At 66.2% G+C, this 13,699-nt stretch carries 14 protein-coding genes and 1 tRNA gene; 8 read left to right on the top strand and 7 right to left on the bottom strand.

Going from position 1 to position 13,699, the window contains the following annotated elements; translation table 11 throughout:
* The first annotated feature begins 4 nt into the window (after window positions 1-4).
* The 3 genes from ACLB6G_RS02565 to ACLB6G_RS02555 all read left to right on the top strand — a co-directional run bounded on the left by ACLB6G_RS02565 (window position 5) and on the right by ACLB6G_RS02555 (window position 1,783).
* Window positions 5-211: a DUF1737 domain-containing protein gene (locus ACLB6G_RS02565; protein ID WP_410354539.1), complete on the top strand. Its 207-nt coding sequence runs from the start codon at window positions 5-7 to the stop codon at window positions 209-211.
* Window positions 205-1,356 (top strand): amidohydrolase, encoded by a 1,152-nt coding sequence (locus tag ACLB6G_RS02560; protein WP_410354538.1) that lies wholly within the window; start codon window positions 205-207, stop codon window positions 1,354-1,356. The genes ACLB6G_RS02565 and ACLB6G_RS02560 overlap by 7 nt, the downstream gene beginning before the upstream one ends.
* Before the next feature lie 76 nt (window positions 1,357-1,432).
* On the top strand, window positions 1,433-1,783 hold the full coding sequence (locus ACLB6G_RS02555; protein ID WP_410354537.1) for an SH3 domain-containing protein: 351 nt from the start codon (window positions 1,433-1,435) through the stop codon (window positions 1,781-1,783).
* A 12-nt stretch (window positions 1,784-1,795) separates the two neighbouring features.
* On the opposite strand, the gene ACLB6G_RS02550 is transcribed toward ACLB6G_RS02555, so the two are convergent.
* Together ACLB6G_RS02550 and ACLB6G_RS02545 are read right to left on the bottom strand one after the other, a co-directional pair.
* Window positions 1,796-2,176: a response regulator gene (locus ACLB6G_RS02550; RefSeq protein ID WP_410354536.1), complete on the bottom strand. Its 381-nt coding sequence runs from the start codon at window positions 2,174-2,176 to the stop codon at window positions 1,796-1,798.
* Window positions 2,177-2,322: 146 nt separating this feature from the next.
* Window positions 2,323-2,745 (bottom strand): metallopeptidase family protein, encoded by a 423-nt coding sequence (locus tag ACLB6G_RS02545; protein ID WP_410354535.1) that lies wholly within the window; start codon window positions 2,743-2,745, stop codon window positions 2,323-2,325.
* Between the two features lie 259 nt (window positions 2,746-3,004).
* Between ACLB6G_RS02545 and ACLB6G_RS02540 the strand changes: the two genes are divergently transcribed.
* The 3 genes from ACLB6G_RS02540 to ACLB6G_RS02530 are packed head-to-tail and all read left to right on the top strand — an operon-like array spanning window position 3,005 to window position 8,836.
* On the top strand, window positions 3,005-4,015 hold the full coding sequence (locus ACLB6G_RS02540; RefSeq protein WP_410354534.1) for a hypothetical protein: 1,011 nt from the start codon (window positions 3,005-3,007) through the stop codon (window positions 4,013-4,015).
* Complete coding sequence (locus ACLB6G_RS02535) at window positions 3,966-5,489, top strand: Y-family DNA polymerase (RefSeq protein WP_410354533.1); 1,524 nt, start codon at window positions 3,966-3,968, stop codon at window positions 5,487-5,489. Before ACLB6G_RS02540 ends, ACLB6G_RS02535 begins: the two co-directional genes overlap by 50 nt.
* A 14-nt stretch (window positions 5,490-5,503) precedes the next feature.
* The gene (locus tag ACLB6G_RS02530) at window positions 5,504-8,836 is read left to right on the top strand and encodes an error-prone DNA polymerase (protein ID WP_410354532.1); all 3,333 of its coding nucleotides are present in this window, start codon (window positions 5,504-5,506) and stop codon (window positions 8,834-8,836) included.
* 163 nt (window positions 8,837-8,999) lie between these two features.
* Here ACLB6G_RS02530 and ACLB6G_RS02525 read toward each other — a convergent pair whose 3' ends face one another.
* The 5 genes from ACLB6G_RS02525 to ACLB6G_RS02505 all read right to left on the bottom strand — a co-directional run bounded on the left by ACLB6G_RS02525 (window position 9,000) and on the right by ACLB6G_RS02505 (window position 12,149).
* Window positions 9,000-9,578 carry a TetR/AcrR family transcriptional regulator gene (locus ACLB6G_RS02525; protein WP_410354531.1) on the bottom strand — a complete coding sequence of 193 codons (579 nt, stop codon included), beginning with the start codon at window positions 9,576-9,578 and terminating at the stop codon, window positions 9,000-9,002.
* 97 nt (window positions 9,579-9,675) lie between these two features.
* Window positions 9,676-9,873, bottom strand: coding sequence for a Trm112 family protein (locus ACLB6G_RS02520; RefSeq protein WP_410354530.1), 198 nt, complete (start codon window positions 9,871-9,873; stop codon window positions 9,676-9,678).
* Between the two features lie 9 nt (window positions 9,874-9,882).
* Window positions 9,883-10,551 (bottom strand): LON peptidase substrate-binding domain-containing protein, encoded by a 669-nt coding sequence (locus ACLB6G_RS02515; protein ID WP_410354529.1) that lies wholly within the window; start codon window positions 10,549-10,551, stop codon window positions 9,883-9,885.
* A gap of 86 nt (window positions 10,552-10,637) precedes the next feature.
* Entirely contained in the window at window positions 10,638-11,597 is a 960-nt protein-coding gene (gene trxA, locus ACLB6G_RS02510; protein ID WP_410354528.1) for a thioredoxin, read from the bottom strand.
* Between the two features lie 42 nt (window positions 11,598-11,639).
* Window positions 11,640-12,149, bottom strand: a complete 510-nt coding sequence (locus ACLB6G_RS02505; protein WP_410354527.1) for a prolyl-tRNA synthetase associated domain-containing protein — start codon at window positions 12,147-12,149, stop codon at window positions 11,640-11,642.
* A 212-nt stretch (window positions 12,150-12,361) separates the two neighbouring features.
* Between ACLB6G_RS02505 and ACLB6G_RS02500 the strand changes: the two genes are divergently transcribed.
* A tRNA-Gly gene (locus ACLB6G_RS02500) sits at window positions 12,362-12,436 on the top strand.
* A 163-nt stretch (window positions 12,437-12,599) separates the two neighbouring features.
* Entirely contained in the window at window positions 12,600-13,649 is a 1,050-nt protein-coding gene (gene holA / locus ACLB6G_RS02495; protein WP_410354526.1) for a DNA polymerase III subunit delta, read from the top strand.
* Window positions 13,650-13,699: the final 50 nt, after the last annotated feature.

The raw sequence follows: 13,699 nt of genomic DNA, 5'->3' as shown, positions 1-13,699 counted from the left end.
CGGCATGAAACTCTACCGCTTCCTGACCGGCCCCGATGACGCCGCCTTCTGTCACAAGGTGACGGCGGCGCTCAACAAGGGCTGGATGCTGCATGGTTCACCCAGCTATGCCTTCAACGCCCAGACCGGCACGATGCATTGCGGCCAGGCAGTCATCAAGGAAGTCGACGGCGTGGACTATGAACCGGACATGAAGCTCGGCGAATGGTAAACAGCGCGCTTCTCGAAGACCTCACGGCTTTGCGCCGCACATTGCACCGCCATCCGGAAGTTTCCGGCGATGAAGCCTGGACGGCCGCACGCATTGCGGACGAACTCGTTCATTGTCACCCCGATCACCTGATCACGGGCATCGGTGGCCATGGTGTGGTGGCGGTCTGGGAGTCCGGCAATCCCGGTCCCTCGGTGTTGATCCGCAGCGAACTGGACGGCCTGCCGATCATCGACAAGGCACCGGTCGAATGGCGCTCCGCCATCGAGGGACGCGGGCATCTGTGCGGTCACGACGGTCACATGGCGATTCTCGCCGGCCTTGCCCGGCGTCTGCACGAGCGCCCGGTCGGAAAGGGCCGCGCCATCCTCCTGTTCCAGCCCGCCGAGGAAAATGGCGCCGGCGCCGCCGCCATGCTGGCCGATCCGCGTTTCGCTGAAATCCGGCCGGACATGGCCTTTGCCCTGCACAATCTGCCGGGCATGGCAAAAGGGACCGTGGCGATCCGGCCCGGCCCCATGTGCTACGCTTCCGAGGGCCTGTCGATCCGCCTGACCGGTCGCACATCCCATGCCAGCCAGCCGGAAGCCGGGCTGAGCCCGGCCGCCGCCATGTGCGAACTGGTCGAGGCCCTGCCGCGCCTGCCCGCGACGCTTGGGCATCCGGAAGGCCATTCGGTCGTCACGCTCGTCCACGCCCGCCTCGGCGAGGAGGCCTTCGGCATCGCGCCGGGCGAGGCCCATGTCATGGCCACCCTGCGCGCCATTGACGACGTCACGCAGGATGCGCTGATGCGCATGGCACACGACCTGGCGCGCGCCGCCGCCGCCCGCCATGGGCTGGAGATCGCGATGGAAACGGCGGACGGCTTCGCGGCCAATGTCAATGATGCCGCCGCCGTTGCACGTGTCGAGAGCGCCTTTGCATCGCTCGGCCTGCCCGTCATGCCGCTGGAGGGCCCGTTCCGCTGGTCGGAGGATTTCGGCCGCTTCGGCCAGGCCTGCCCCACCGCCATGTTCGTCCTGGGCGCGGGTGAAGGCCATCCGCCGCTGCATGCACCCGACTATGATTTTCCCGACGACATCATCGAAACGGGCATGTCCGTGTTCGAGCAGGTGATTCGCGATCTGTGCGGCGCCGCTTGATGCCGGTCAACGCGCACCGCCGCGTCCACTGGCATCTTCAATCAAGGACCGCAGGATGCAGAAAAGGAGACGAGACATGGTGCGCAAGTTCCTCGCAGTGGTTGCCGTGGCGATGGGAACGGCCCTGCCGGCCGTTCCGGCGTCGGCGGGCGATTGTACCGGCTATGTGGTGGGTGTGCGTCCGATCTCGCAATATGACCACGACCGAGGCACCGGCTTTCTCGCGGTGCGCACCGGTCCGGGATCGCGCTACCGTCAGATCGGCGAACTCTATGCCGGCGATGAAGTGTCCGTGTGGGACCGCAGCGGCAACTGGTATCAGGTGGCCTGCATGTCAGGTGACTGCACCAATCCCTATTGGGGCCGGCCAAGCCCGCGCGGCTGGGTGTCGGCACGCTATATCGACGCGCGCGGGGTCTGCCCGTAAGGCGGATCCGGCTCAGCCGGCCAGCCGCGGCTTGCGGACGGGCGCCTCGTCGGAGCGCATCAGCAGGGCCATGGCCTTGAGGTAGTCGACCGGCTTGGCCAGCAGCGGCGGATTGTCCAGCCCGCTCTCTTCGATGGCGTCGAGGCTGGCGCCCGACACGACGAAGAAAGGCAGGCCGGCTGTGCGCAGCGCATGGGCTACCGGTGTCACCACGCCGTCGGGCAGGTTGAAATCGAGAATCGCCCCGTCCACGTCCTCGAGCAGCAGGATGCGCTGCGCCTCGGCGACGCTTTGTGCCAGGATGACGGCATAGCCGGCCGCCTCGGCCTGTGTGGCGGCATCCATGGCAAGCCACGCGTCGTCTTCCACGATAAGCAGGGTCGGCTTGTGCATGGCACTCCCTTTCGTCCCTTGATCCCTTCATGTCCCGGCCGCTCAACGCCGGGAAGGGAAAAGAGGTTTCCCCTGCCTGCCGATGCTCCGGCAACATGGTTAATGAAGGGTTCACCCACGCGAAGGACGGACGCCGGGAAGGGCGGTCAGCCGGCCTGTTCCTCGATTCGCGCCATGTCGTCGTCCGACAGGCCGAAATGATGGCCGATCTCGTGGATCAGCACGTGGGTGACGATGTCACCCAGCATCTCGTCGCTTTCCGCCCAATAGTCGAGAATGGCGCGCCGGTAGAGCGTGATGCGGTTCGGGCCCTCGCCGGTCTGCGGATTCCAGCGGTCGGCTATGCCGCGGCCCTCGAACAGGCCGAGCAGGTCGAACGGTGTTTCCAGCGCCAGCGCGTCGAGGATTTCCTCCTCGGGAAAATCGGCCACCTGGATGACGATCTCGCCGGTCAGCGCCCGGAATTGGCCGGGAAGATGCGCATAGGCCTCCATTGCCATCAGCTCGATCTCGGCGAGCGTCGGCGCGGCGGCTGTCTGCCAGTTGCGGGTTGCGTAAATACGGGCCATCACTTTTTCCTGTCGGGCCCATATAGGCGTTTTTCCCGCGGGTTTGAAGGACATTGCGCCCATTCCGCCTGGCGGGCCTGCCGGAACGGAAACAAGAATCTTTTCCTGCCCGCTTGACTCATCCCGCCGGCTCTGGAATCCATAAGAACATAACAGGAACATGAACAGCGGCGGTTTACCTGGCACTGCATATGCGGGCCGGAAGAGCGCTCGCTCATTGCCTGGGTCCGCAGCAGGGCCTCATGAAAGGACAAGCGCCATGGCCACCCGTGCCGTGACGGAGGAGCTTTTGCGTGATCTGCGCCAGCGGATCGCGGCCATCGAGGACGCCACGCCCCGTCTCCAGCCGGGGCCGGCGGCAGCCGAAAGCCGCGTTTCGCCGGACCATGGCGGACGGGATGAAGCGGCCGCCACATTCCTGCGCGCCCATGGCCGCCCGGTGGAAGGCTTGCGCCACACCCGCGCCCTGCGGGTTTCGACGGGCGACGGGCGCGTCGACCGGTTGCTCGGCGGAGGCCTGCCGCTGGCGGCCCTCAGCGAGGTGATCGCGCCGGAAACGCGTGACGCGGGCGCGGCGGGCGCGCTGGCGCTGGGCCTCGCCCTGCGGGCCCATCGTGAGCGCAAGACCGCCGCGGCGCAGGCGCCGCTGCTCTGGGCGACGACACGCCAGGCCATGGCCGAGGCCGGCATGCCCTGGGCGCCGGGGCTGGCCGGTCTGGTCGGGCTGGAGCCGCATCGTCTTCTTCTGGCCGAAGTCCCCCGCCTTGCCGACCTCCTGTGGATCGCCGGCGAGGCGGCGCCGCTGCCCGGACTTTGCGCCGTGATCCTTGAAATGCGCGGCAACCCTGCCGCCTGCGACCTGAGCGCCACACGCCGCCTGCACATGCGCGCCCGCCATGCGGGCCGGCCGGTCATCCTGCTGCGTCAGGCGGCCCGTCCGGAAGCGGGGGCGGCCCTGCTGCGGCTTCTGGTGCGCGCCGCGCCCTCTGCCCCGGCAAGCGCCTTTGGCGTCACGCTCGATGGCACGATCGGCAATCCCGCCTTTCGCCTGACCGTCGACAAGGGTGCCAGCGAAACCCGTGACCTGACACTGGAGTGGAACCGTGATGAACAGCGATTTGTCCTGCGGCCCGACGGATCGGCGGAACGGCAGCCCGTCCGCCGCCCGGCGCATCCTGGCGCTGTGGTTTCCCTGTCTGCCCACCGACCGGATACTGGCCATGCGCCTCGGCCGGACCTGGCGGACCCGTCCGCCCGCCGGCGCGGCTGAACGCCCGCCGCTGGTGCTGGCCGAAACCGTGGCCAATACGCAGCGCCTTTCAGCCTGCTGCGAAAAGGCCTCCGGTCTGGGCCTTGCGCCCGGTATTGGCCTCGCGGCCGCACGGGCCATGCATCCGGAAATCGAGGTCCTGCCGGCCGATCCGGCAGCCGACACCCGTTTCCTGAAGCATCTGGCACAGTGGGCGACACGCTATACGCCACTGGCCGGGCTGGACGGCAGCGATGGCCTGTTCCTGGACATTGCCGGCTGCGCCCATCTGTTCGGCGGAGAGGAAGCCCTCATGCTGGATGCGGTTGCCCGCGCCCGCGCGCTCGGGCTTGCGGTTCAGGCCGGCCTGGCTGCGACGCCCGGCTGTGCCTTTGCCGCTGCCCGGCTGCGGCCCGGCGCCATGATCGCCCCCGGCGCGGAAGAAGCTTTCCTGTCGCCCCTGCCCCTTTCGGCCTTGCGCCTTGAACCGAAGGCCGAGACCGGCCTGCGCGCCGTCGGCCTTTCCACCGTCGGCCGCCTGGCCGCCCAGCCGCGCGCCGCCATTGCCCGCCGTTTCGGCCCGGCTGTCATTGCCCGTCTCGATGCGGCATTGGGCAGGACCGGCGAAACCGTCTCGCCCCTCATGCCCCTGGCCGACCTTTCCGCCGAACGCCGGCTGGCCGAACCGGTCATGCTGGCCGAGCATGTCGAGGAAATCGCGCAGGGCCTTGCCCGTGCGCTGAAACCGGCGCTGGAGGAACGCGGCCAGGGCGCCCGGCGGCTGGAACTGGCGCTCTGGCGCACCGACGGCGCGGTGAAGCGTCTGGCCGTCGGCACGGCGCGGCCATTGCGCGAGCCGCGTGCCATTCGCGACCTGTTTCGCGAGCGCCTTGCCGCTCTCGACGGAACGCTCGATGCCGGCTGCGGCTTCGAGATCCTGCGCCTGTCGGTCCTCGCATCCGCGCCCTTCGGGAAAAGCCAGCGCGATCTGGCTGGCGATCCCGTGGACAGCGGGGAGGCTGTCGCCGCCTTTGCCGAACGCGCCGCCGCCCGCTTCGGCCCGCAGGTGCTGATGACGCCAGGCCTCAGGGAAAGCCATTGCCCCGAACGCGCCGTCCTGCTCACCCCCGTTCCGGACATGGCAGGCAGCCTCGCGCTCAAGCCCGATATCGCCGCCCATGCGCCCCACGCCCATGTACCATGTGCGCCACGGCCCGTCCGCCTGCTTGCCAGTCCCGAACCCGTCGACGCCATTGCCGGCATTCCCGACGGCCCGCCGGCCTCCTTCCGCTGGCGCCGCGTGCATTACCGCGTCGCCCGCGCCGAGGGGCCGGAACGGATCGGCCCGGAATGGTGGCGGCAACCGGAAGGCACGCCGGTGCGCGATTACTGGCGCGTCGAGGACGAAACGGGTCGCCGCTTCTGGCTCTACCGGGCCGGTTTCTATGACGGCGCCGCGCCGGTGCGCTGGTTCCTGCACGGCTTCTTTGCCTGAGGGACGCAGCCGCCATGCCCGCCTATGCCGAATTCGGTTGCCGGTCGAACTTCTCTTTCCTGGAAGGCGCATCCCATCCGGAAGAACTGGCGGTGACGGGCAAGCGCCTCGGCCTCTCGGCCCTCGGCCTTGCCGACCGCAATTCCGTGGCCGGGGTGGTGCGCCTGCACCAGGCCGCGCGCGAGGCCGGTCTTGCCTTCCATCCCGGCGCGCGGCTGGTCTTTGCAGATAATGCAGGGCCGGTTCTTGCCTATCCGAAGCACCGCCGTGGCTGGGCCAATCTCTGCCGCATGCTGACGGCAGCCAACATGCGCGGCGAAAAGGGCGCTCCGGTCCTGCTCACACGGGACCTGGTGGAATGGGGCGATGGCATGGGGCTTGTCTGCCTTGACGAGCCGCACAGGCCGGAAGCCGATCGCCTCGCCCGGCTGACAGCCTTGAAAAGCCGTTTCGGCGCCAGCCTGCGGCTGGGTATTCCGCCGACATTCGATGGCATGAACGAGCGCCGTCTCGCCGCTGCCATGATCCTTGCCCGAAAGACCGGGGTGCCGCCAATGGCAATCGCCGAGGCGCGCTTTCATGCTCCCGCCCGGCGCGATCTCGCCGACGTGCTTGCCGCCATCCGTCTCGGAAAGCCGGTGGAAAGGGCCGGCTACGGGCTGTCGGCCAATGGCGAGGCCTGTTTGCGCTCCCCGGATGCCATGGCCCGCCTGTTCCGCTTCTGTCCGGAAGCCATCGGGGAAACCGTGAACTTTGCCGGCGAATTGTCGTTTTCACTGGACGAACTGCGCCATGAATATCCCGATGAACCCTGCGGCCGGAGCGCCACGCCGCAAGAGGAACTGGAGCGCCTTTCCTGGCAGGGCGCGGCGCAACGCTATCCCGCGGGCGTGCCGGACAGGGTGAAGGCACAGATCCGCCACGAACTCCGGCTCATCGGCGAACTGGACTATGCGCGCTATTTCCTCACCGTTCACGACATCGTCCGTTTTGCGCGCTCGAAGGGCATTCTGTGCCAGGGCCGGGGCTCGGCCGCCAATTCCACCGTCTGCTACTGCATCGGCATCACGGAGGTGGATCCGGCGCTCACCGACCTCCTGTTCGAGCGCTTCATTTCGCCGGAACGGCGCGAACCGCCCGACATCGACGTCGATTTCGAGCATGAGCGGCGCGAGGAGGTGATCCAGTATATCTACGCCAAATATGGCCGCGACCGCGCCGGCCTGGCCGCGACCGTCATCACCTATCGCGCCCGCTCCGCCCTGCGCGAGGTGGGCAAGGTCATGGGACTCTCGGCCGATGCAATTGCCGCCATGTCCGGTTCGGTCTGGGGCTGGTCGTCGTCGGGACCCGGCGAGCGCGAGGCGAGGGCCGGTGGCCTCGACACGAAAAGCGCCGGAACAGCCCATGTCCTGCGGCTGGCCTCCGACATCATCGGCTTTCCCCGCCACCTGTCGCAGCATGTCGGCGGCTTCGTCATCACGAAGGACCGGCTCGACGAGGTGGTGCCGGTCACGCGTTCGGCCATGGACGGGCGCACCATGGTGGAATGGGACAAGGACGATCTCGACGCGCTCGGCATCCTCAAGATCGACGTGCTGGCGCTGGGCATGCTCACCTGCCTGTCGCGCGCCTTCGCCCTGTTGCAGGCCCATTACGGCGAGGCCCTGACACTGGCCACCATTCCGAAGGAGGAAGGGGAAGTCTATGCCATGATCTGCCGCGCCGACACCGTGGGCGTCTTCCAGATCGAAAGCCGGGCGCAGATGACCATGCTGCCGCGGCTGAAGCCGAAGGAATTCTACGATCTCGTAATCGAGGTCGCCATCGTGCGCCCCGGCCCCATCCAGGGCGACATGGTGCATCCCTATCTGCGCCGCCGGCAGGGCAAGGAGGCGGTCACCTATCCCAGCCGGGAACTCGAACAGGTGCTTGGCAAGACGCTCGGCGTGCCGCTGTTCCAGGAACAGGCCATGAAGATCGCCATCGTCGCCGCCGGTTTCTCGCCCGCCGAGGCCGACAGGCTGCGCCGCGCCATGGCCACATTCCGTCGTGTCGGCACGATCCACACCTTCCAGAAGAAGATGATCGAAGGCATGGCGGCCAATGGCTATGACCGCGAATTCGCCGAGCGCTGCTTCCGCCAGATCGAGGGCTTCGGCGAATACGGCTTTCCCGAAAGCCACGCCGCCTCGTTCGCCCTGCTGGTCTATGCCTCCTGCTGGCTGAAGGCGCGCTATCCCGATGTCTTCTGCGCGGCCATTCTCAATGCCCAGCCCATGGGCTTCTACGCGCCGGCCCAGCTTGTGCGCGATGCCCGCGAGCATGGCGTGGAGGTGCGCCCGCCCGACATCAACCATTCCGGCTGGGATTCGACGCTGGAAGAGGGCGGTTTCGATCCTGCCCGCATTGCCCCGCGCCATCGCGAAATGAACGGCGTCATCCGGACACGCAAGGCGGTGCGGCTGGGCTTGCGCCAGATCAAGGGACTGGCCGAGGCCGACATGGCACGCCTCGTTGCCGCGCGCGGGCGCGGTTACGATTCGGTGCGCGACCTTTGGCTGCGCTCGGGCCTTGGCCCTGCCGTCATTGCGAAGCTGGCCGAGGCGGATGCCTTTGGCTCGCTCGGCCTGGACCGGCGGACCGCGCTCTGGGCGGCACAGGCGCTGGATGGCGGGCAGGCGGCCGAACACCTGCCCCTGTTCGACCGGCCGGGAATGGTGTTGCGCGACCAGGAGCCTGATGCACACCTGCCACCCATGCCGCCCGGCGAACAGGTGATCCACGACTACCGCAGCCTGTCGCTGTCGCTGAAGGCTCATCCGCTCTCCTTCCTGCGCGCGCGTCTCGGCCGGGCGGGCGTTCTTTCCAGCGAAACTCTTGAGCGGACACCCTCGGGCCGCTTCGTCGAGGTCTGCGGCCTTGTGCTGGTGCGCCAGCGTCCGGGATCCGCCAAGGGCGTGGTGTTCATGACGCTGGAAGACGAGACCGGTGTCGCCAACATCATTGTCTGGCCCAAGGTGCTGGAGCGATTCCGCGCCATCGTCCTGGGCGCACGGCTGGTTCGCGTGGCCGGACGGTTGCAAAGCGAATCGGGCGTCATTCACGTGGTGGCCAGCCGCCTCGAGGACGCAACCCCGCTGCTGACGGGACTGTCGGAGGAATCGCTTCTGATCGACAGCCTCGCCAATGCCGACGAGGTGCGCCGCCCCATCGAGGACATGCGCGAAAGGGTAAAACCGGCTTCGAGGCTGGGCAGACTGTTGAAGGAGGAACCTGACCTGGCTTCCGATCTGCTGTCCCGAAAGGCCGGCGCGGTCATGCCGAAGGGCCGGAATTTTCACTAGCATTTTCCAGCCGGACGAAGTCTGGCGCGGGACAAATGCGCACTGGCAAAGCATTTTCCAGCCGGACGAAGACCGGCGCGGGACAAATGCGGAAGGAAAGCCCGTTTTCCAGCCGGGCGAAGACCGGCGCTGTCCGGCCGCCCGGAAAACTGCCTTGATGCCCTCAGCCCCGCGCCGGGGAGAGCAACAGATGTTCCATGCGGCGGAAACTCTCCGACAGGATGGCGGCATCGCCAAGCGCATGGGCTAGCGCGATGCCGCCCTGCCATTCGGCAATGGCGGACCGCGCAATGTTGAGCGCGATGGACGGCCGGATTCCCAGCCGCCCCAGTTCCCTGGCCGCGAAACCGATCAGCAGCGCGAAACTTTCCGCCGCGCGGGCCGATGCCGGCGGATGGTCGCGCCTGAAATCGCGCACGCACAGGGAAATGGGGCAGCCATGATCGACACGTGAACGCAAGGACCGGGACAGGCGGTCGACAAGACCGGCAAGACGGGCGCGCGGCTCGAGATTCTCCGCGCTGATCGTGTCGATCATTCCCTGGGTCTCGCCGACAAAAATGTCGGCGACGGCCTGCGCCAGATCGCCCTTTGTCTTGTAGTAGTAATAGACATTCCCAAGCGGCACACGCGCCTGCGTCGCGATGTCGGCAATGGACGTGGCGGCATAGCCCCGCGTCCAGAACAGTTCCGCGGCCGAAGCCGCGAGCGCCTGCCTCTTGCTGTTGCCGCTCTTGCTCAAGGGTGCCTCCGCATGCACCCAAGTTGCCTGACTGACTGAGGACTTGCAATGGCCGGCAATGCCGCCGCCGGTCCCTGTCAAAAGCGGTCTTTACCGCTCAGTCCTCGATCTGCCGGGCTTCGGAAGGAAGCAGGATCGGAATGCCGCCATGGACCGGATAGGCCAGCCGGGCGGCCTTGGAAACCAGTTCGTTGCGATCCCGGTCGTAAACCAGCGTGGACTTGGTCAGCGGGCAGACGAGAAGCTCCAGCATGCGCGGGTCGATCTGCATGCGCCGTTCGGTATCCGCTGCCATTGCATGCCCCTATTGCAGGTTGACCGGTGACTCGTCCTGGTCGCGCAAGGCCATCTCCGTCATCGCCACCAGCGTATCGGCGCGTGCCTTCAGGTCCGCGGCTTCCAGCAAGGCCTGTTTTTCCGCCGAACCGTAGGGCGCCATCATGGACAGTGCATTGACGAGCGTCACATTGCCCGCACGCATCACGCTTTCCCAGTCGGCTTCCATGTCATTGGCATCGAGATAGGCCCGGAATGCTGCAAGAAGCGCTTCCCGGTTGATCGAGCTTTCCTGTTCGTCCTGCTTGAGATCGGCGATGAAATGGGAGACGCGCGCCTGCCGGTAAGGCGTGCGCACATTGAGTTCCTCGATCACGCGAAACCGCGTGACGCCGTCGAGCGAAATGATGTAACGGCCGTCACCGGTCTCGGCGAAGGACGTGATCCGACCCATGCAGCCCATGCGGCACAAGGCGGGTTCACCGTCATCGCGCCGGCATCCGTCCAGCGCCGGCTGGATCATCCCGATATGGCGGTTTCCGGCCAGGGCATCATCCACCATTTGCAGATAACGCGGTTCGAAGATGTTGAGCGGCATCCGCCCACCCGGCAACAGAAGCGCGCCGGAGAGCGGAAACACCGGGATCACGGCCGCCAGGTCGCTCTCGTCCCGGTAGCGGGCATTGCCAACCTGCATGGATATACCTCTCCTCTCTGCACCTTCTCCGAAAGATGGGCCGGGCGCGCCGAATCTCAAGGCTTGGAGGAAAACTCGGCCGGCGTTCAGGAGAACAGCAGCGACGAGAGCCGGCGGCGTGCCGACAGCGTCGCAGGATCGCTCATGCCCCAGGCCTCGAAGAAGGTAAGCAGCTGGTTGCGCGCAGCGTCTTCGTTCCAGTTCCTGTCCGCCTTGATGATCGCGAGGAGGTGCTCGGCGGCCTTCTGGCGGTCGCCGCGTGCGTTTTCGATCTTCGCCAGGTCCATTCGCGCCTCATGGTCATCCGGATTGTCCGCGAGGCGCCGCGCCAGTTCCATCGGATCGCCAAGCGACCCGACTTCCGCATCAAGCGCCATGCGGGCCTTCAGCGCCTTGACCGTTTCAGCCTCCTGCTTGCCGGCTGGCACACGGTCCAGGATCTGGTTGGCCTGATCCTTGTCCCCCATTTCGTACAGCACGGTCGCCGCATGACCCAGCACGTCCGCATTCTCCGGGTCCTGCTGAAGAATGGCGCCGTAAATCTGCAGCGCTGACGGGTTGTCGCCCTCGTCGCGCGCCTTCTGCGCCGCTTCCAGCGCTTCCGTGAGGCCGTCATCGGCTGGACCGGCGAGCTTTTCGATGAACTGCCTGATCTGCGTTTCGGGCAGCGCGCCCATGAAGCCGTCGACTGGCTGGCCGTTGACGAAGGCGAACACGGCCGGAATGGACTGGACACCGAGCTGGCCGGCGATCTGCGGATGTTCGTCGATGTTCATCTTGACGAGCTTGACCTTCCCGCGCGCTTCCCGGACCACTTTTTCGATGGCCGGCCCGAGCTGGCGGCAGGGTCCGCACCAGGGCGCCCAGAAATCCACCAGAACCGGCTGCTTCCTCGATTCCTCGATCACATCGGCGCGGAAGCCGGCCGTCGTCGTGTCCTTGATCAGGTCGCCGGAACCGGCCTTGCCGGTTCCGGCATCGCCGAAGGTCATGGTTGTGTCGTAGCCGGTCTGGCCTGTCTGGTAGGGATTGTTGCCGTTCGTCATGGAAATGCTCCGCAAGAGGCCGGTCATCCGGCGCGTTGCCGTTTACTTTGCGATTTGTTCGGCGAGATTCAAGATGTGCGGCCTGTGTCCGGTCGCCTCTATGAAGCGCAGGAGGTCGCCCGGCGCGATGGAAGTCGTGGCCGTGTTCACGAGCGGATGGCAGTTGACGACCGGGTGACCGAGCAGCGATTCATCGATGTAGATCCGGACCGCCCCCTTGTCGTCATTGATGACGCCGAATGCCGTCACGGCACCGGGCGATACGCCGAGCAGCGCTTCCATGGCTTCCGCCTTGCCGAAGGAAACACGGCTGGCAGCCCCGATCACCTTGTGGATCTGCTTGAGGTCGACCTCTGCCTCCTCTTCCACCGTGAGAAGGAAGTAGTTGTCCTTCTTGTCCTTGAGAAACAGGTTCTTGGTGTGTCCGCCCGGGATCTGGCCACGCAGGGCTTGCGACTGCGCCACGGTGAAGAGCGGCTCGTGTGTCACCGTTCTGACCGGAATTCCAAGTTCCGCCAGAAAGGCCAGGAGTTCGGCTTCCCCTTTTGCCATGTCTGTCCCCCTTCTCCTGTCTTCATGGCGTGGTTTTGCCTGAACGGGCATCCCGAAACAAGCCATGTCCTGTTCTTGCGCGCCCGCGAAGGCCGTGTGGGGGACGGGTCCGAAAAAATGCCGCGGCGCGCCGTTTTACTGTTTTTGCCTCTTGCAATCCGGAGCGGCTTCGGCGATATAGGCGCCGCTCGCGGGCATTGTTCCGTGATCGAGCGGGTGTAGCTCAGGGGTAGAGCACAACCTTGCCAAGGTTGGGGTCGAGGGTTCGAATCCCTTCGCCCGCTCCATTAAACAAAAGGCCTGGCGCAAGCCGGGCCTTTTGTTTTCCGTATGGTCAGCGGCGTGATCGAGCGGTCCCCGGGAATTTTCTCCATGGCCTGCCCCATTGCCTGCCTTGCGCGGGCAGCGTCTGGCGCCCACGATAAAGGATGTGCCAAACATTGGAATCACATGGCCCAGAAAAAAGCACATGAAGCCGATGCCTGGCTGGCCCGGCCCGACCCCTCCGTCCGGATCGTGCTGATCTACGGGACGGACCGGGGCGTGGTCAGCGAGCGGGCGCGCAAGTTTGCCAATGCCACCGGGATTCCGCTTGATGATCCGTTCTCGACGATAAGAATGGATGCCGATGACATCGGCAATGATGCCGGCAGGCTGATCGACGAGGCACGCATGGTGTCGATGTTCGGTGGGCTTCGCCTGATCTGGATCGGCGGCGGCGGCGCACAGAAGGGGCTCGTCTCCGCGGTGCGCATCCTGTGCGAATCGCCACCGGCGGATTGCGTCATCCTCATCGAAGCCGGCGACCTGAAAAAGGGCGCCACCGGCTTGCGCGGGATCGTCGAGGCGGCCCGAACCGGCATGGCACTGCCCTGTTATGCCGATGACGCGCGCAAGCTCGATCATCTCATCAACGAGGAACTGGCGGCTGCCGGCCAGACGATCACGCTGGAAGCACGCGAATTGTTGAAGGCGGGGCTCGGCGGAGACAGGCTCGCAAGCCGTGCTGAAATCGGCAAGCTGGCGCTTTATGCGATGGGCAAGCCCCAGATCACGGTCGAGGATGTGGCCGAATCCATAGGCGATGTCGCCGCGACATCGGCGGACGATGCTGTCGATGCAGCCATCACCGGGCATCTCGATCAACTCGATCTCGCCGTCCGGCGCTTGATCGCGGCCGGGAACCCGCCATTCCTCATCCTGTCTGCTGCCATGCGCCGGTTCGCGCAATTGCAGGAACTCCGCCTGTCCATGGATTCGGGTGGAAAATCGGCCCAGGCGGCGGTCGCCGCTGCGCGACCGCCGGTATTTTTCGCGCGGCGCCCCGCCATGGAGGCCGCGCTCTCAGCCTGGACGGCAGAGCGGATTGCGAGGGCGCTGGATCGCCTGCAAACGACGATCCTGGACGCAAGGCGCAATCCTGCGCTGGAAGTGGAGACAACCCGCCAGACGCTTCTCGCCCTGGCGATTGAAAGCGTCCGCTCGCGCCGCGCTAGCTGATAATTGCACGGGCCGGCACATGATTTGCCGGCTCATGTCTCGCGTATTCG

It is taken from the genome of Zhengella sedimenti, assembly GCF_046506625.1.
Taxonomy (GTDB): Bacteria; Pseudomonadota; Alphaproteobacteria; order Rhizobiales; family Rhizobiaceae; genus Zhengella; species Zhengella sedimenti.
This window is presented reverse-complemented; position numbering and strand designations above follow the sequence as displayed.